At 59.5% G+C, this 17,767-nt stretch carries 13 protein-coding genes and 1 pseudogene; 3 read left to right on the top strand and 11 right to left on the bottom strand.

The genetic code is table 11. The features are described from left to right. Positions 1 to 125: 125 nt before the first annotated feature. The 4 genes from nrdD to treR all read right to left on the bottom strand — a co-directional run bounded on the left by nrdD (position 126) and on the right by treR (position 6,831). The gene (nrdD, locus tag SPH27_RS12125; RefSeq protein ID WP_032662478.1) at positions 126 to 2,264 is read right to left on the bottom strand and encodes an anaerobic ribonucleoside-triphosphate reductase; all 2,139 of its coding nucleotides are present in this window, start codon (positions 2,262 to 2,264) and stop codon (positions 126 to 128) included. A 376-nt stretch (positions 2,265 to 2,640) separates the two neighbouring features. Beyond that, positions 2,641 to 4,284, bottom strand: a complete 1,644-nt coding sequence (gene treC, locus SPH27_RS12120; protein ID WP_182071979.1) for an alpha,alpha-phosphotrehalase — start codon at positions 4,282 to 4,284, stop codon at positions 2,641 to 2,643. A 51-nt stretch (positions 4,285 to 4,335) separates the two neighbouring features. Beyond that, entirely contained in the window at positions 4,336 to 5,754 is a 1,419-nt protein-coding gene (treB, locus tag SPH27_RS12115) for a PTS trehalose transporter subunit IIBC (protein WP_029739268.1), read from the bottom strand. Positions 5,755 to 5,883: 129 nt separating this feature from the next. Then, positions 5,884 to 6,831, bottom strand: a complete 948-nt coding sequence (treR, locus tag SPH27_RS12110; RefSeq protein ID WP_047059516.1) for a trehalose operon repressor TreR — start codon at positions 6,829 to 6,831, stop codon at positions 5,884 to 5,886. A 388-nt stretch (positions 6,832 to 7,219) separates the two neighbouring features. Between treR and mgtA the strand changes: the two genes are divergently transcribed. Together mgtA and SPH27_RS12100 are read left to right on the top strand one after the other, a co-directional pair. Continuing rightward, complete coding sequence (gene mgtA, locus SPH27_RS12105) at positions 7,220 to 9,928, top strand: magnesium-translocating P-type ATPase (protein WP_048980694.1); 2,709 nt, start codon at positions 7,220 to 7,222, stop codon at positions 9,926 to 9,928. Positions 9,929 to 10,150: 222 nt separating this feature from the next. After that, positions 10,151 to 12,535: a beta-N-acetylhexosaminidase gene (locus tag SPH27_RS12100; RefSeq protein WP_207167916.1), complete on the top strand. Its 2,385-nt coding sequence runs from the start codon at positions 10,151 to 10,153 to the stop codon at positions 12,533 to 12,535. Between the two features lie 50 nt (positions 12,536 to 12,585). On the opposite strand, the gene ridA is transcribed toward SPH27_RS12100, so the two are convergent. The 4 genes from ridA to SPH27_RS12080 form a co-directional block, all read right to left on the bottom strand. Further along, positions 12,586 to 12,972, bottom strand: a complete 387-nt coding sequence (gene ridA / locus SPH27_RS12095; RefSeq protein WP_008501391.1) for a 2-iminobutanoate/2-iminopropanoate deaminase — start codon at positions 12,970 to 12,972, stop codon at positions 12,586 to 12,588. Positions 12,973 to 13,045: 73 nt separating this feature from the next. Next, the gene (pyrI, locus tag SPH27_RS12090; RefSeq protein WP_023310197.1) at positions 13,046 to 13,507 is read right to left on the bottom strand and encodes an aspartate carbamoyltransferase regulatory subunit; all 462 of its coding nucleotides are present in this window, start codon (positions 13,505 to 13,507) and stop codon (positions 13,046 to 13,048) included. Between the two features lie 12 nt (positions 13,508 to 13,519). Continuing rightward, positions 13,520 to 14,452: an aspartate carbamoyltransferase gene (gene pyrB / locus SPH27_RS12085; RefSeq protein WP_023310198.1), complete on the bottom strand. Its 933-nt coding sequence runs from the start codon at positions 14,450 to 14,452 to the stop codon at positions 13,520 to 13,522. Positions 14,453 to 14,486: 34 nt separating this feature from the next. After that, a complete protein-coding gene (locus tag SPH27_RS12080; protein ID WP_022646880.1) occupies positions 14,487 to 14,591 on the bottom strand; it encodes a pyrBI operon leader peptide in 105 nt (34 codons plus the stop codon). On the opposite strand from SPH27_RS12080, the pseudogene SPH27_RS12075 reads away from it, so the two are divergent. Beyond that, positions 14,571 to 14,688 (top strand): annotated as a pseudogene (locus SPH27_RS12075) (hypothetical protein). The gene SPH27_RS12080 and the pseudogene SPH27_RS12075 overlap by 21 nt on opposite strands. Positions 14,689 to 14,691: 3 nt before the next feature. Here the strand turns inward: SPH27_RS12075 and SPH27_RS12070 are convergent. The 3 genes from SPH27_RS12070 to argF all read right to left on the bottom strand — a co-directional run bounded on the left by SPH27_RS12070 (position 14,692) and on the right by argF (position 17,707). Next, positions 14,692 to 15,171, bottom strand: a complete 480-nt coding sequence (locus SPH27_RS12070) for an arginine repressor (RefSeq protein WP_029739272.1) — start codon at positions 15,169 to 15,171, stop codon at positions 14,692 to 14,694. An 80-nt stretch (positions 15,172 to 15,251) separates the two neighbouring features. Next, positions 15,252 to 16,655, bottom strand: a complete 1,404-nt coding sequence (locus SPH27_RS12065) for a YfcC family protein (protein WP_033144505.1) — start codon at positions 16,653 to 16,655, stop codon at positions 15,252 to 15,254. 47 nt (positions 16,656 to 16,702) lie between these two features. Then, on the bottom strand, positions 16,703 to 17,707 hold the full coding sequence (gene argF / locus SPH27_RS12060; protein ID WP_182071983.1) for an ornithine carbamoyltransferase: 1,005 nt from the start codon (positions 17,705 to 17,707) through the stop codon (positions 16,703 to 16,705). Between the last annotated feature and the right edge of the window lie 60 nt (positions 17,708 to 17,767).

Genomic DNA, 17,767 nt, shown 5'->3' with positions numbered 1-17,767 from the left:
AAATGTCCAGAGAATTTGTGCGCGCTGATGCCCTCACCCCGACCCTCTCCCACAGGGAGAGGGGGAAGAGTTCCCTCTCCCTTGAGGGAGAGGGGTAGGGTGAGGGGGAGAACCCTGCGCCGAACTTACCCGATCTGCCCATTCCCCAAATGCTTCACGCGACGCTTCACCTCTTCCTGCTTCCCGGCGTTAAACGGACGCGCGTCCGGGCTGCCGAGATAGCCGCACACGCGACGGGTCACGGAGACGCGAGCCGCATCGTGGTTGCCGCATTTCGGGCAGGTAAAACCTTTGCTCGTACACTCGAACTCACCGGTAAAGCCGCACTCGTAGCACTCGTCGATTGGCGTGTTGGTCCCGTAATACGGCACGTGCTGATAGCTATAATCCCACACGTCTTCCAGCGCCTTCAGGTTGTGCTGAATGTTCGGGTACTCGCCGTAGCAAATGAAGCCGCCGCTGGCGATCGGCGGATAGGCCGCTTCGAAGTCGATCTTGTCGTACGGGTTCACCTTTTTCTCCACGTCGAGGTGGAAGCTGTTGGTGTAATACCCTTTGTCGGTCACGCCTTCCACGATCCCGAACTCGGCGGTATCCAGACGGCAGAAGCGGTCGCACAGGTTCTCGCTCGGCGTGCTGTAGAGGCTAAACCCGTAGCCGGTTTCCTCTTTCCACTGGTCAACCGCGTCGCGCAGGCGCTGAACGATGGCGATGCCTTTCTCACGCAGGGCCTCGCTGTCGTACATATGCGTATCGCCCGCCAGGGCGTTGATGGTCTCGTGAATACCGATATAGCCCAGCGAAATGGACGCGCGACCGTTTTTGAAGATCTCAGACACGTCATCATCCGCTTTCAGACGTACGCCGCAGGCCCCTTCCATATAGAGAATTGGCGCCACGCGGGCCTTGACCCCTTCCAGACGTGCAATACGGGTCATCAGCGCCTTACGCGCCAGCTGCAGGCGCTCGTCCAGCAGCGTCCAGAATTCCGCTTCATTGCCTTTCGCCTCCAGCGCGATGCGCGGCAGGTTCAGGCTGATGACGCCCAGGTTGTTGCGCCCGTCGTGGATCTGCTCGCCGTTTTCATCTTCGTACACGCCGAGGAAGCTGCGGCAGCCCATTGGCGTTTTAAACGAACCGGTCACTTTGACGACCTGATCGTAGTTCAGGATGTCCGGATACATGCGCTTGCTCGCGCACTCCAGCGCCAGCTGTTTGATGTCGTAGTTCGGATCGCCAAACTTGTGGTTCAGGCCGTCGCGGATGGCGAACACCAGTTTCGGGAACACTGCCGTTTTGCGGTTCTTGCCGAGACCGGAAATGCGGTTGCGCAGGATGGACTGCTGGATCAGGCGTGATTCCCAGCTGGTGCCCAGCCCAAAGCCGAAGGTCACAAACGGCGTCTGGCCGTTGGCGGTGTGCAGCGTGTTTACCTCATACTCCAGCGACTGGAAGGCGTCGTAGCACTCTTTCTCGGTGCGGGAGTGCGCGTAGCCGTCGGCGTCCGGGATCTGCCACTCTTCGGCCGTTTTACGATGCTTGTTGAAGCTTGCCGTCACGAACGGGGCCAGCACTTCATCAATGCGGTTAATCGTGGTGCCGCCATAAATATGGCTGGCGACCTGAGCGATAATCTGCGCGGTGACGGCGGTGGCCGTGGAGATCGACTTAGGCGGTTCAATCTCGGCGTTACCCATTTTAAAACCGTGGGTCAGCATGCCTTTCAGGTCGATCAGCATGCAGTTGAACATCGGGAAGAACGGCGAATAGTCGAGATCGTGGTAGTGAATTTCACCGCGCTCGTGCGCCGAGACCACGTCGCGCGGCAGCAGATGCTGACGGGCATAGTGTTTGGCAACGATACCGGCCAGCAGGTCGCGCTGAGTCGGGATCACTTTACTGTCTTTGTTGGCGTTTTCATTGAGCAGGGCGGAGTTGGTCTGCTCCACCAGGCCACGGATCTCCTGGTTCAGACGACCGCGCTTCTCACGCTGCACGTCACGATCGTGACGGTACTCAATGTAGGCGCGCGCCAGCTGCTTGTAGGGCCCCGCCATCAGCTGGTTCTCAACCGCGGTCTGGATCTCACTGATATCGACCTGGCTGCGTTCGTTCATCTGGCTGCTAACGACTTCTGCGACGGTGGCGCAGTAATCTGCGTCATCGACTCCCGCTGCTTTAGCTGCACGCAGAATGGCTTCCTGGATGCGCTCTGATTTAAACGGCACTTTACAGCCATCACGTTTCATCACATGCGGTGTCATGATCACTCCATTTTTTGAAAACAGGTTATCCACAGAGGTGGAGAAGTCATAACCAGGCATATTCCCCGCCGGGCCAAAGACTTCCCGCGTTCCCAGCTCGTGTTATCCACAATTCCGGCCAGCGTAAGCGCCGTCTTGTTGTTGGAATAGTAGACGATAAATACAAGATGTTGGGTCGGCGTGCATTTTAAGTGCTACATATAGTGATTTGCATCAAACATGTTTGCGATTTATTTGATGCAGAACAAAGTAAAAAGACGAGAGTACAAACGACGGGCGCTTCAGCGATTGTAAAGGCGCGAGAGAAAAATCTGATTATTTACTCAACAAAAACAGTAAAGTAAGCCGGGTGCTGAGCCGCACCCGGTAGAGAGAATTACTGCTGCAACCACCAGACGGCTTCAAACGGACGCAGCGACGTCGTTTGCGGTGCAGGGTAGTTACTCATCACCACCTGCGACCTATCGCTGAGAGCGTCTGTCTGCCATTCCTGCGGCGTATTACTCAGGTTCGCCGCCACCATCAGCGTCTGCCCCTGCCACTGACGACGGTAGCACCAAAGAGAAGGATGTTCCGGCAGAAGATCCTCATAATCTCCCCACGTCAGCACCGGCAGGGTTTTACGCAGGCCGATCAGCGACTGGTAGGTGTAGAACACCGAATCCGGGTCGTCGAGCGCCGCGCGGGCGTTCACCGTCTCGTAGTTATCGCAGACCCCAATCCACGGCTCGCCCTCGGTAAAGCCCGCATTGTGCGAAGCGTCCCACTGCATTGGGGTTCGCCCGTTATCGCGGGACTTACTCGCCAGAATCGCCAGTAGTTCATCCGGTTCGCGGCCGTTGGCGCGCAGTTCGGCGAACATGTTCAGGCTTTCCACGTCGCGATAGTCGGTGATGCGGCTGAAGTGCGGGTTGGTCATCCCCAGCTCCTCGCCCTGGTAGATATACGGCGTGCCCTGCATGCCGTGCAGCACCATGCCGAGCATCTTCGCGGCCTGTACGCGGTATTCCCCTTCGTCACCAAAGCGCGACACGATGCGCGGCTGATCGTGGTTACACCAGAACAGCGCGTTCCACGCCCTGTTGTGCATCCCCTGCTGCCAGTGGCGGAAGAGGGTTTTCAGCGCCACGAAGTCCGGCTTCGCCTTCGTCCATTTTTCGCCGCCGGGGTAGTCCACCTTCAGGTGGTGGAAGTTAAAGGTCATCGACAGCTCGCGTCCGTCGAGCGAGGCGTACTGCTGGCAGTTCTCCAGCGAGGTCGAGGACATCTCGCCCACCGTCATCAGGTTGCGCGGGGTGAAGACGTCGCGGCTCATCTCCTGCAGATATTCGTGAACGCGCGGCCCGTCGGTGTAGAAGCGGCGGCCGTCTCCGGTGTTGTCGTCCGGGAAATCCTGATCTTTCGAAATCAGGTTAATCACGTCGAGACGCAAGCCGTCGACGCCGCGATCGGCCCAGAACTCGCACACCTTTTTCAGCTCGGCGCGCACTTCTGGGTTCTCCCAGTTGAGATCCGCCTGCTCCGGGGCGAACAGATGCAGGTAATACTGCTCGCTCTCGGCGTGCCAGCGCCAGGCGTTGCCACCAAACTTGGAGCGCCAGTTGTTGGGAAGCAGCTCCGGCGTGCCGTCGCGCCAGATGTAGAACTGGCGGTACGGGCTCTCTTTGTTCAGCGACTCGCGGAACCAGGCGTGCTGCGTGGAGGTGTGGTTAAACACCATATCCAGCACGATACGGATGCCGCGCTCGTGCGCCCGGGCAACCAGCTCGTCGAAATCATCCAGCGTGCCGTAAGCCGGGTCGATGGCGGTGTAATTCGCCACGTCGTAGCCGTTATCCACCTGCGGGGAGATATAAAACGGCGTCAGCCAGATGGCGTCGATGCCGAGGGTTTTCAGGTAGTCCAGACGCTGCGTCACGCCGCGCAGATCGCCGGTGCCGCTGCCGGTGGTATCCTGGAAGCTCTTTGGGTAAATCTGATAGATGACGCCGTTCTGCCACCAGTGAGGAAGGGTATTCATAGTGCGTTCCTGCAAATGCGAAGGGGCGCAACTGCGCCCCGAAAGAAGAAGTTAAACAATCTGCAGCGAGCCCTGACGGAACTTACGCTGGTAAACCACGGTGGTGAGCGCCATAGGGACGATAATCGCGATGGCCATCGCCAGGGCAAACACCTGCCAGTAAGCGGGCTGGATGGAGAGGATGCCCGGCAGGCCGCCGACGCCAATCCCGTTCGCCATCACGCCGTTCAGACCACACACCAGGCCCGCCAGACCGGAACCGATCATCGCGCAGAGCATCGGGAAGCGGTATTTCAGGTTGATACCGTACATCGCCGGTTCTGTGACGCCGAGGTAAGCAGAGATGGCTGCCGGAACGGAGATCTCACGCTCGTTGTGCTTGCGGCTGACGATGATGATGCCAGTGACCGCCGACGCCTGTGCAATGTTAGACAGGGCGATAATCGGCCAGACCGGCGTGCCGCCGAGGCTCTGGATCATCTGCATATCAATGGCCAGCGTGGTCTGGTGCACGCCGGTGATCACCAGCGGGGCGTACAGGAAGCCAAACAGCGCGGCTCCAATCGGCGCGAAGCTGCCGGTCATCAGGTGACGCACCGCGAAGGCTACGCCGTCGCCGATCATGCGGCCAAACGGACCGATAAAGGCGTGCGCCAGGAACACCGCCAGGATCAGCGAGCAGACCGGCACCACCACCAGATAGAGGTAATCGGGCACGATGCGCTTCAGGCGCGTTTCAATAAAGCCCAGCGCCAGACCCGCCAGCAGGGCCGGAATGACCTGCGCCTGATAGCCCACTTTGGCGATAGTAAACAGGCCGAAGTTCCACACCTCAGGCACCTGCTGACCAAGTAAGTAAGCGTTCATTAACTGTGGAGAGACCAGCGTGACGCCCAGCACGATACCGAGAATCGGCGTGCCGCCCATTTTGCGCACCGCGGACCAGCAAATCCCGACCGGCAGATAGAAGAAGATCGCCTCGCCAATCAGCCACAGGAAATCGTAAACGGTTTTCAGCGCCGGATACATCTGCGCCAGGGTTTTGCCGTCGCTCATCGGCACATCGCCGATGACGTTACGGAAGCCTAAGATTAAGCCCCCGCTGATCAGCGCGGGCAGCAGCGGGAAGAAAATTTCCGCGAAGTGGGAAATCAGCTGCTCGTGCCACTTCATATTCTGGCGCGCGGCCTTCTTCGCCTGCTCTTTATCGGCAGAAGAGTGCCCGGTTGTCGCCAGCAGAGCCTGATAGTAATCGCCCACTTCGGTACCAATAACGACCTGGAACTGCCCGGCGTTGGTGAAGCAGCCTTTGACCATGGAAAGTTCTTCAATGGCCTTCGGGTTGGCTTTGGCCGGATCGTTCAGCACGAAGCGCAGGCGGGTAATGCAATGGCTGACGGTGGCGATGTTTTCGCGTCCGCCGACCAGGACGATCAGCCGATCGATATCTGCTTGTTTGACTTTACTCATCATGAAACCTCATGACAGATGGTGAGGGGGTGTAATGACCTGAGCGCAAGCCTACTCCTTCAGCGTGACGGCGAAAATGGGAACGTTCCCGAAATCAGGCGAAGATCACAATAATCTGTTTTAGAGGGGTTACGAAAGGTGAGCGGGAATGACGATCTGACGAGGCTCTGAACGCCCGTTTATCTGCTCGATCAGCTGCGCGGCGGCCTGTCTGCCGGACTCGGCGTAGCCCGGATCGACGGTGATGATCTCCGGGTGCAGGAACTTCATCAGCGGCGTGCTGCCGACGCTCGCCACCTGCAGATTATCGATGCGCTGCTCCTGCAGAAATTTGCTGGCACCCAGCGCCAGGGTATCCGTGGCGCACACCAGCGCCGTGGTCTGCGGCGTCAGAACGCTGGCGACCTGCTCGTAGCCCTGCTTCATGCCCAGCCCGGGCAGGGAGGCCACGGCGGAGAGGTTGTGCTTTTTGCAAAAGGCCAGATAGGCCTCATGCCGACGCTTGCCGGTGGTGACGTCCGCGTGCGGGACGCCGAGGAAGCTGATGTGACGATGGCCCTCGTCAAACAGGCGCTGCATCAGGGTAATGATCGCGCCCTCGTCGTCATAGCAGACGGAGGCAAAACCGTGTGCATCGCGCGCCAGCAGCACCAGCGAAGGCTGCCAGGGTTTCAGCATCTCGTCCTTAATGCCGGTAAAACCGAACAGCACCACGCCATCAATGTTGCGCCGCTGGAGCATCCCCAGATGCTCTTCAACCAGCTGCACAGAGAACTGGCTCTCCATCATGATCGGATCATACCCCTGCTCGTAGAAGGCGGGTAGCATGGTCTGCACGGCGAGATTTTCAGACAGAGAGTCCAGACGAGAAACAATGATGGCGACGACTTTGTCACTCTGCCCGCGCATGGCGCGCGCGGAGCGGGAAGGGGAAAAACCGTGCTGATTCATGACCGCCTCAACGCGCTCGCGGGTGCGTTCGCTGACGCCGCTTTCGTTGTTCAGCACGCGTGAGACGGTCGATTTCCCCACGCCGCTTAAACGCGCGATGTCTTTAATCGTAAGGCGGTTCTGCATGCTGTATTCCCTGTAACAACGACGATGTAGTGAATTGAGCCTAATGCTATAGCGCGATTTCGCTATGGGCAAAGTCTGGTTTACGTTCGGTTTATTTGCAGGGGGGTATAATACCGCCCGAATCGTCATAAAGGGTACGCTTAAATCCTTATACTGCGCAGCGACACCCTGTTTTTTTACTTACCGGAGGCTTCATGGATCCCGATCCCACACCTCTCCTGAACGGGAGAATGCGTTCTTTCCGGTAAGCCAGCTTTTGCTGTCTCACCGGCGTGAGGCAGCAACGTCTTAAACGTTCCTGCTTGAAAAATTGAGTGCCTCTCAGGTACGGCTTTGCCACGCCTGAAGGAATTGCTGCGTCCGCATTCGCGGATGCGGAGGAATGACTATGTTTAAAAATATCACCCGGCAGCTGCAGGCCCTGCTGAGCCGCCACCTGCCACACCGTCTTGTTCAGCGCGACCCGCTGCCAAACGCCAAAAACATGGCGGGGGCGGCGATCCCCGCGTCCCTGACCGAACGCTGCCTGAACGTGGCGGCGATGGATGAAAACGAAGTCTGGCGCGCGTTCGGCGGACACCCGGAAGGGCTAAACGCGGCCGAAGTGGAAAAAATCCGCGCCGTGCACGGCGATAACCAGATCCCGGCGCAAAAGCCGTCTCCGTGGTGGGTGCACCTGTGGCTCTGCTACCGCAACCCGTTCAACCTGCTGCTGACCGTGCTCGGCCTCATCTCCTACGCGACGGAAGATCTGTTTGCCGCAGGCGTCATTGCCCTGATGGTGGGTATCTCCACGCTGCTGAACTTTATTCAGGAAGCCCGCTCCACCAAAGCGGCGGACGCCCTGAAGGCGATGGTCAGCAACACCGCGACCGTCTCGCGCGTGATTAACGATCTCGGCGAAAACGCCTGGGTGGAGCTGCCTATCGACCAGCTGGTGCCGGGCGATCTGGTGAAGCTGGCCGCGGGGGACATGATCCCGGCGGATTTACGCATTATCCAGGCGCGCGATCTGTTCGTCGCTCAGGCCTCCCTGACCGGGGAATCCCTGCCCGTTGAAAAGGTAGCGCGCAGCCGCGACCCGCAGCAGATGAACCCGCTTGAATGTGACACCCTGTGCTTTATGGGCACCACGGTGGTCAGCGGCACCGCGCAGGCGATTGTCACCGCCACCGGGGGCGACACCTGGTTTGGTCAGCTTGCCGGGCGCGTCAGCGAGCAGGAGAGCGAGCCAAACGCCTTCCAGAAAGGGATTGGCCGCGTCAGCATGCTGCTGATTCGCTTTATGATGGTGATGACGCCGATCGTGCTGCTGATCAACGGCTACACCAAGGGCGACTGGTGGGAGGCGGCCCTGTTCGCGCTCTCCGTGGCCGTTGGCCTGACGCCGGAAATGCTGCCGATGATCGTCACCTCCACGCTGGCGCGCGGGGCGGTGAAGCTCTCTAAACAGAAAGTAATCGTTAAACACCTCGACGCCATTCAAAACTTTGGCGCGATGGACATCCTCTGCACCGATAAAACCGGCACCCTGACGCAGGACAAAATCGTGCTGGAGAACCACACCGATATCTCCGGCAAAACCAGCGAGCGCGTCCTGCACAGCGCGTGGCTGAACAGTCATTACCAGACCGGGCTGAAAAACCTGCTCGACGTCGCGGTGCTGGAAGGGGTGGACGAGGAATCCGCCCGCACGCTCTCCGGCCGCTGGCAGAAGGTGGATGAGATCCCGTTCGACTTCGAGCGCCGCCGCATGTCGGTGGTGGTGAGCGAGCAGACGGACGTGCATCAGCTGATCTGCAAAGGGGCGCTGCAGGAGATCCTCAACGTGTCGACGCAGGTTCGCTATAACGGCGACATCGTGCCGCTGGACGACACCATGCTGCGCCGCATCAAGCGCGTCACCGACAACCTGAACCGTCAGGGGCTGCGCGTGGTGGCGGTCGCGAGCAAGTTCCTGCCCGCGCGCGAGGGGGACTATCAGCGTATCGACGAATCCGATCTAATCCTCGAGGGCTACATCGCCTTCCTCGATCCGCCGAAAGAGACCACCGCGCCGGCGCTGAAAGCGCTGAAGGCGAGCGGTATTACCGTCAAAATTCTCACCGGCGACAGCGAGCTGGTGGCGGCCAAAGTGTGCCATGAAGTGGGGCTGGACGCGGGCGACGTGGTGGTGGGAAGCGATATTGAGCACCTGTCCGACGACGAGCTGGCGAAGCTTGCCCAGCGTACCACGCTGTTTGCCCGCCTGACGCCGATGCACAAAGAGCGCATCGTCACCCTGCTTAAGCGTGAAGGGCACGTGGTGGGCTTTATGGGCGACGGCATCAACGACGCGCCCGCGCTGCGTGCGGCGGATATCGGTATCTCCGTCGATGGCGCGGTGGATATCGCCCGCGAAGCGGCGGATATTATCCTGCTGGAAAAGAGCCTGATGGTGCTGGAGGAGGGCGTGATCGAAGGGCGCCGTACCTTCGCCAATATGCTCAAGTACATCAAGATGACCGCCAGCTCCAACTTCGGTAACGTCTTCAGCGTGCTGGTGGCGAGCGCGTTTCTGCCGTTCCTGCCGATGCTGCCGCTGCATCTGCTGATCCAGAACCTGATGTACGACGTGTCGCAGGTAGCGATCCCGTTTGATAACGTCGACGACGAGCAGATCCAGAAGCCGCAGCACTGGAACCCGACGGATCTGGGGCGCTTTATGCTGTTCTTTGGGCCGATCAGCTCCATCTTCGACATCCTGACCTTCTGCCTGATGTGGTTTGTGTTCCACGCCAACACCCCGGAACACCAGACGCTGTTCCAGTCCGGCTGGTTCGTGGTGGGTCTGCTGTCGCAGACGCTGATTGTGCACATGATCCGCACCCGCCGCATTCCGTTCATCCAGAGCCGCGCCGCGTGGCCGCTGATTGTGATGACGGGGATTGTGATGGCGCTCGGCATCGCGCTGCCGTTCTCGCCGCTGGCAGGCTACCTGCAGCTGCAGGCGCTGCCGCTGAGCTACTTCCCGTGGCTGGTGGCGATCCTCGCGGGCTATATGGTGCTGACGCAGATGGTGAAAGGATTCTATGCGCGTCGGTACGGGTGGCAGTAATTTTTTACCCTCACCCTAACCCTCTCCCTGGAAGGGAGAGGGGACCGCTCGGTGCCGCCTTTCACCCTCGCTCCTTTGGGGAGAGGGCCGGGGTAAGGGGGCTGGCTTTCCTCCCAAATTCAACAACCTGTGATCTCCGTCGGCGCATTCGCTTGACGACAAATTGAGCGCATGTTAACAGAATGTTTTGCCTTTATTTGGCCCGTCAGATAAGGAACATTCATGTTACGGTACAGTCTCTTAACCGCCGGGCTGATGCTCGGCGCCTCAGCCTTTGCCGCCCCGGCAGGCGACCTCCCTTTGATGCCCTGGCCTGCGAAGGTCGAACGCCCGACGACCCAGGGCGCGCTGGTGCTCAACAACAATGTATCCATTAGCGTCAGCGGGGACGATCTCGGTGACGCCGTCAACCGCCTGCGCCAGCGCATGGCCCTGCAAACCGGCTGGACGCTGCAGCCGCAGGCCGACAAGCCTGAAAAGCCGACCATCCGCATCGCGGTTGCCAAAAAGGTCAAGCCGCAGCCGCTGCCGGACAGCGATGAAAGCTATAGACTCACGGTGGACGCCAGCGGCGTCGATATCTCCGCCAACACTCGCTTCGGCGCGCTGCGCGCCATGGAAACCCTGCTCCAGCTGATGCAGAACGGCGCGGAAAACACCTCGCTGCCGTGGGTCACCATTGAAGATTCGCCGCGCTTCCCGTGGCGCGGGCTGCTGCTCGACTCAGCTCGTCACTTTATTCCGCTGCCGGATATCAAGCGCCAGATCGACGGCATGGCCGCGGCGAAGCTCAACGTCCTGCACTGGCACCTGACCGACGACCAGGGCTGGCGCTTCAGCTCGAAGCGCTACCCTAAGCTGACGCAGCTTGCCAGCGACGGGCTGTTCTACACGCCTGAACAGATGCGCGAGGTGGTGCGTTACGCCGCCGAGCGCGGTATCCGCGTGGTGCCGGAAATCGACATGCCGGGCCACGCCTCGGCGATTGCCGTAGCCTATCCGGAGCTGATGAGCGCCCCGGGGCCGTACGATATGGAGCGCCACTGGGGCGTGCTGAAGCCGGTATTAGATCCCACAAAAGAGGCAACCTACGCCTTTGCTGATGCGATAGTCAGCGAACTGGCGGCGATCTTCCCCGATCCGTATCTGCATATCGGCGGCGATGAGGTGGACGACAGCCAGTGGAAAGCGAACGCCTCGATCCAGAACTTCATGCGCGACAACAGGCTGGCGGACAGCCACGCGCTGCAGGCGTATTTCAACCGCAAGCTGGAAACGATCCTTGAGAAGCATCACCGTCAGATGGTCGGCTGGGACGAGATCTATCATCCCGACCTGCCGAAAAGCATTCTGATCCAGTCCTGGCAGGGGCAGGACGCGCTGGGGCAGGTGGCGCAGAACGGCTACAAGGGCATTCTCTCCACCGGCTTCTATCTCGACCAGCCCCAGTCCACCGCCTATCACTACCGCAACGAAATTGTCCCGCAGGGGCTGAACGGCGTGGATGTGATTGCAGACACGGACAGCGTCCAGAGCTGGGCCTTTTCCATGCCGCGCCTGAAGGGCAAGCCGGTGGAGGGGAGCTTCACGCTGGTGAAAGGGGACGCAGGCTGGCGCGGGTTTATTGATTTTGCCGGGAAATCGCGCCGCGCGGTGCAGGATATTGAATGGCGTGACGACAGCCAGGTGACCTTCACCGTCGATACGTGGATGGGCGAGACGCGCCCGGTGGTCTCCGTTGATAACGACAAGCTCACCGGCTATTTCCTGGTGGGGAATACGCGTTACCCAATCAGCGGCACGCGTCTGGACGCGGTGCCGAAAGGCATTCCGCCCGTCGTGCCGGACGTGGCGAATCAGGCCAACCTGCTCGGCGGGGAAGCCGCGCTGTGGGCGGAAAACGTGGTGGCGCCGGTTCTGGATATCCGCCTGTGGCCGCGCGCCTTCGCGGTGGCGGAGCGGCTGTGGTCCGCGCAGGACGTCAACGACGTCGAGAACATGTACACTCGCCTGCAGGCGATGGACAGCTGGTCGACGGTGTCTGTCGGGCTGCAGCAGCATACCCAGCAGCAGGTGCAGTTTACGCGCCTTGCCGGTAATGCCGACACGCTGCCGCTGCAGATCCTCGCGCAGGCGGTAGAGCCCGCGCAGTATTACACTCGTCAGCACCTGAAGTTCCAGGCGGGAAATTATCATCAGTTCGAACCGCTCAACCGCTTCGCCGATGCGCTGAACGCCGAAAGCGCCACCGTGCGGCAGATGAACAAATGGGCGGACCGCCTGGTGAGCGATGCGGAAGACGCGGAAAGCGCCGACGCGCTGCGCCACGTCTTTAACCGCTGGCAGAGCAACACCAGCGACGCGCTGGCGTTAAGCGAAAACAGCTATCAGCTGAAGGCGATGAAGCCGGTGATCCAGGAGGTAGATAAGCTGGCCTCCATTGGCCTGCGGCTGACGGATCTGGTCGCGCGCCAGGGCACGCTGGATGATAAAGAGATAGCCTCGATTCAGAGCGAGCTGGATAACGCGGCGAAGGTTCAGGACGAAGTGGTGATTGCGGCGGTCTATCCGCTGGAGACGCTGCTCAGGGCGACGCGGAATCAGTAGCAAGCAACAAAAAAGGCAGCCTGGGCTGCCTTTTTTATCGCCAAAGCGAATTAGCGACGTACGGCGATCGCTTCGATTTCAATTTTCACGTCTTTTGGCAGACGGGCCACTTCCACGCAGGAGCGCGCCGGGAAGGTGGCGTTGTGCTCGGTGAAGAACGCTTCGTAAGTGGCGTTAACGGTCGCGAAATCGTTCAGATCCTTCACGAAAACGGTGGTTTTCACGATATCGCCCACTTTCAGACCGGCAGATTCAACGATAGCCTGCACGTTTTCCAGGGACTGACGCGCCTGTGCCGCGACGTCTTCCGGCACCGCGCCGGTTTTTGGGTTCACCGGGATCTGCCCGGAAGTGATGATCATGCTACCCAGATCAACGCCCTGAACGTAAGGGCCGATAGCCGCTGGTGCATTTTCCGTCGCGAGTACTTTGCTCATGTTTTCTCCAGAATTACAGCGTTAAGAATGTTCCCGGCCATTATAACAGCCGGGATTTCATTACCAACCTCAATTAGTTGGCCAGCACCACATAATGAGAAAACTCTTTTTCGCAGTATTTGCATTTGAGCGCGATGTCATCGGCGCGTTTTTTCACTGCAAAGCTGGAAGAAACCGGCTCAGCGTGACTGATGCAGTTGCTGTTCGGGCAGACCAGCACGCTTTCGATACGATCCGGCAGGCTCGGACGGGATTTGCCGACCACTTCATACTCGTCGATGCGGTTGACGGTGGCGTCCGGCGCGTACAGCGACAGCTGGTTGACCTGCTCGTCGGTCAGGAAGGTGTTCTCGATTTTAATCAGGTCCTTGCGGCCCATCTCGCCCGACGGCAGGTTCAGGCCGATGGTGATGCGCTGGTCGGTTTCGGTCAGTTTGAACAGCGTCAGCAGCTTAAAGCCCACCTGCGCAGGGATGTGGTCAATCACGGTGCCGCGCTTGATGGCTTCAACCTGGAGTTTGTTATCGTGTGTCATGGTCGTTTCCCCTTACAGTGCCAATTCGCGATTCAGAACCAGTGCCAGTAACGCCTGGCGGGCGAAGATGCCGTTTCCGGCCTGCTGGAAGTACCAGGCGTGCGGCGTCTTATCCACGTCTGTGGTGATCTCATCGATGCGCGGCAGCGGATGCAGCACCTTCATGTTGTCGCGCGCGCCCTCGAGGTCGCTGGCGCGCAGCACGAACTGTGCCTTCACGTTGGCGTATTCGGACGGATCCAGACGCTCTTTCTGCACGCGGGTCATGTAGAGAATATCCACGTGGCTCATCACCTCTTCGATGCTGGCGTGCAGGCTCCACTGAATGCCTTTCTCATCCAGCATGTCGAGAATGTACTGCGGCATCGCCAGCGCGTCAGGCGCGATGAAGAAGAAGCGGTTGCCGTTAAATTTCGCCAGCGCCTGGGTCAGGGAGTGGACGGTGCGGCCATATTTCAGGTCGCCGACCATGGCGATATTCAGGTTCTCGAGCTTGCCCTGCGTCTCCTGAATGGTGAACAGATCCAGCAGGGTCTGCGTCGGGTGCTGGTTGGCACCGTCACCGGCGTTCAGCACCGGGATGCCGCCGGAAAATTCGGTCGCCAGGCGCGCCGCGCCCTCCTGCGGATGACGCATCACAATCGCGTCGACGTAGGTGCTAATCACTGAAATGGTGTCCGCCAGGGTCTCGCCTTTTTTACCCAGCGACGTGTTGCTGCTGTCCGAGAAGCCCACCACGCTCGCGCCCAGGCGGTGCATGGAGGTTTCAAAGGAGAGGCGGGTGCGGGTCGAGGCTTCGAAGAAGCAGCTCGCAATCACCTTGTGCTTCAGCAGCTCCGGTTGCGGATTGGCCTTCAGTTTTGCCGCGGTTTCCAGAACCAGTTCCAGCTCTTCGCGGCTGAGGTCGTTTATGGAAATGATGTGTTTTTGATAAAGCGGATTCATGTTTATCTCCTGACGCCGGGCAAAAAAAAGCCCCTCAAATGAGGGGCTCTGGGAATAGGTTTAGCAACGGGAAGAAAAACGGCAGGCCAGCGTCTGATTTCAGACGCGGTAAGACGTTATGTCGTACACGCTTGACCATGCTTCCTCCCGGCAAATTGTCGGGCATTATACGCAGCTCGCTTTTCGGATCAAGCGATTTAATGCACGCTTTACTCAATGCAAACGGTTCTTTATGAATATTAATGCGTTCTGAGTAAATAATTAATTTGCTTATGCACCAGTGCGGTGCGCTTCACGACCCGGGGAGCGACCCAGACGATACTGCTGCCGGCCACCACGCCTAAAATTTCCGGTAGCTGGTGATAATCCAGAATACGCGCCACCGCGCGGCCATATCCGGCGACGGTATGAACAAGGATAAACTCGCTATTGTGCTCGACGCTGACCACCATTTCGGACACGGTACGCGCGGCGTCGGGGGCAGGGCGCAGCTGGGGATTCAGCGAATAAATCTTTAGCCCTTTGGCATTTCGAATTTTTATGACGCCGAGCAATTTAAGCAGACGTGAAACGGTGGACTGGCTGATGGTCTCAAAACCACGCTCCTGCAAATCCCGGCGGATCTCCTCCTGAGAGAGATAGCTCTTTTCTGCGATCAGGCGCTGGCAGACCGTCAGCTGTAGTTGCTCTTTGGGAGAGTACTCTTCGTAATCCATCATAGTTCCCATATCAGTTCCTGAAATAACCGGTGGCACCGCACCGATCCGTAGGCCGGATAAGCGCAGCGCCATCCGGCAAATCACAACAAGGCACCCAGACTTAACGCCACCATAATCACCACAGTTAAAATGCCCAGCAGCGGCGCCACCCATTTCAGATAGCGCACGTAGGGCACGCGGGCGATAGCCAGCCCGCCCATCACGACGGCAGAAGTGGGCGTGACGAGGTTAACGATGCCGGAGGCCGACTGGTAAGCCGTCACCACCAGGTCGCGGTTGACGTTAGCGAAATCGGCAAGCGGCGCCATGATCGGCATCGTCAGAACGGCCAGGCCGGATGAAGAAGGCACAAGAAACGACAGCACGACCTCCAGCCAGTACATCACGTTGATAAACGCTACCGTGGACAACCCGCTGACCAGCCCTTCCGCGCTGTGCAAAATGGTGTGGGTAATCATGCCCTTATCCATGATGACTACGATACCGCGCGCGATGCCGATAATCAGCGCGACGCCCAGCAAATCTCGCGCGCCGTTGATAAACGTCGACGTCAGCTCCTCTTCGCTCATGCGGGCAATCAGGCCGACGATAATCGCGCTGGCGAGAAACACCGCTGAGATCTCTGCCATCCACCAGCCCAGCACCGCCACGCCGTAGATCATCACCGCGAAGGCGAGGGCGAAAATCACCAGGATGATTTTGCGCACCGGGGTGAATTCCAGCGACTGTTCGCCCTTGTCGCCGAGGAAATGGGCGCGGTTCTCTTCCTGTTTGTCTGCGACGATCGACAGCGACGGATCCTGGCGCACCTTACGGGCGTAACGCATCACCCACGCCACGCAGATGACCCAGCCGATGACCAGCAGCGCCACGCGCAGGGCAATGCCGTTAGTGAAGGGGATCCCGGCGGCGTTGGCGGCGATCACCGTGGCAAACGGGTTAATGGTAGAGCCGAGCGTGCCGATCCCCGCCCCGAGCAGCACGGTAGAGGCGGCGACAACCGGATCGAACCGGGCGGCCAGCATCACCGGTACCAGCAGGGTGTAGAACGGCAGCGACTCTTCGGCCATGCCGTAAATGGTGCCACCTGCGGCAAACAGCGCCATCAGGATCGGGATCATCCACTCCTCGCGCCCGCGCAGCCGGGTGGTGACGCGCTCGATCCCGGCGTCAATCGCCCCGGTTTTGGTGACGATCCCGAGAAAACCGCCGATGATCAGGATAAACAGCGCGACGTCGATCGCCCCGGCCTGGCCGGAGACCGGATCGTACAGCCCGGCGATGGGCGCCATCAGGACGGAAACCAGCCCCTGCGGATGTGCCGCCACGTGCGCGTACGTTCCGGCAATCGGGACTTCTTTACCGAGGGTTTCGTTCATCGCCATCTGGTACTGACCGGCGGGGACGACCCAGCTCAGCGCCGCCACAACGGCAATCAGGAAAAAGAGAATGGTGTAAGCGGAGGGAAACTTAAACTTGCCCATGATGTTCTCCTTAAACCCGGCGCACCGCGCGGCGCGCCGGGCGGTGATTAGTCGCCGAGTGTCGCCACCATGACCGCTTTAATGGTGTGCATGCGGTTCTCTGCTTCGTCGAAGACGATGGAGTTCGGTGATTCGAAGACCTCTTCCGTCACCTCCAGCCCCTTCAGGCCGTAGGCCATCTCGATCTCGCGGCCCACTTTGGTGTGCTCGTTGTGGAACGCCGGCAGGCAGTGCATAAACTTGACGTTCGGGTTGCCGGTGGCTTTCATCACGTCCGCGTTGATTTGAAACGGCTTCATCAGGCTGACGCGCTCGGCCCAGGCTTCCTTCGGCTCGCCCATGGAGACCCACACGTCGGTGTAGAGGAAATCGGTCCCCCGCACGCCTTCTTCCACGTCGTCGGTGAGGGTGATGCGCGCGCCCGTCTCTTTCGCGATGGCGCGGCACTGCTCAACCAGCCCGGCTTCCGGCCAGAAGGATTTCGGCGCGACGAGGCGGATATCCATCCCCATCTTGGCCGCGCCGACCATCAGCGAGTTGCCCATGTTGTTACGCGCGTCGCCGAGGTAGGCAAAGCTCAGCTCCGGCAGGGTTTTGCCCGGCGCGTGCTCCAGCATGGTCATCAGGTCGGCGAGGATTTGCGTGGGGTGGAACTCGTCGGTCAGGCCGTTCCACACCGGCACGCCCGCGTACTCGCCCAGCTCCTCAACGATGGCTTGGCCGTAGCCGCGGTATTCGATTCCGTCATACATGCGGCCCAGCACGCGGGCGGTGTCCTTCATCGACTCTTTATGGCCGATCTGCGAGCCGCTTGGGCCGAGGTAGGTGACCTGCGCGCCCTGGTCGAACGCGCCCACTTCGAAGGCGCAGCGGGTGCGGGTGGAGGTTTTTTCAAAGATCAGGGCGATGTTTTTTCCGACCAGGGTTTGCTTTTCACGTCCGGCTTTTTTGGCGGCCTTCAGCTCGATGGCGAGGTCGATCAGGTACTGGATCTCCGCCGGGGTGTAGTCCAGCAGTTTCAGGAAGTTGCGGTTTTTCAGATTGATGGTCATGTGGGAAATCCTTTTAAAAATTTAGCTGTCTGGTGCCCTCACCCCAGCCCTCTCCCACGG

Origin of the sequence: Enterobacter sp. A103 (genome assembly GCF_034427535.1) — a bacterium.
Classification (GTDB): Bacteria; Pseudomonadota; Gammaproteobacteria; order Enterobacterales; family Enterobacteriaceae; genus Enterobacter; species Enterobacter asburiae_B.
The sequence above is the reverse complement of the archived record's forward strand: the minus strand, read 5'-3'. Positions and strand labels throughout refer to the sequence as shown.

Coding starts and splice junctions, on each gene's coding strand:
- mgtA (WP_048980694.1), top strand. CDS start 7,220: ATGTTTAAAAATATCACCCGGCAGCTGCAGGCCCTGCTGAGCCGCCAC.
- SPH27_RS12065 (WP_033144505.1), bottom strand. CDS start 16,655: ATGGGCAAGTTTAAGTTTCCCTCCGCTTACACCATTCTCTTTTTCCTG.
- ridA (WP_008501391.1), bottom strand. CDS start 12,972: ATGAGCAAAGTACTCGCGACGGAAAATGCACCAGCGGCTATCGGCCCT.
- treR (WP_047059516.1), bottom strand. CDS start 6,831: ATGCAGAACCGCCTTACGATTAAAGACATCGCGCGTTTAAGCGGCGTG.
- argF (WP_182071983.1), bottom strand. CDS start 17,707: ATGACCATCAATCTGAAAAACCGCAACTTCCTGAAACTGCTGGACTAC.
- nrdD (WP_032662478.1), bottom strand. CDS start 2,264: ATGACACCGCATGTGATGAAACGTGATGGCTGTAAAGTGCCGTTTAAA.
- pyrB (WP_023310198.1), bottom strand. CDS start 14,452: ATGAATCCGCTTTATCAAAAACACATCATTTCCATAAACGACCTCAGC.
- treB (WP_029739268.1), bottom strand. CDS start 5,754: ATGAGTAAAGTCAAACAAGCAGATATCGATCGGCTGATCGTCCTGGTC.
- treC (WP_182071979.1), bottom strand. CDS start 4,284: ATGAATACCCTTCCTCACTGGTGGCAGAACGGCGTCATCTATCAGATT.
- SPH27_RS12100 (WP_207167916.1), top strand. CDS start 10,151: ATGTTACGGTACAGTCTCTTAACCGCCGGGCTGATGCTCGGCGCCTCA.
- SPH27_RS12080 (WP_022646880.1), bottom strand. CDS start 14,591: ATGGTCAAGCGTGTACGACATAACGTCTTACCGCGTCTGAAATCAGAC.
- SPH27_RS12070 (WP_029739272.1), bottom strand. CDS start 15,171: ATGATGGATTACGAAGAGTACTCTCCCAAAGAGCAACTACAGCTGACG.
- pyrI (WP_023310197.1), bottom strand. CDS start 13,507: ATGACACACGATAACAAACTCCAGGTTGAAGCCATCAAGCGCGGCACC.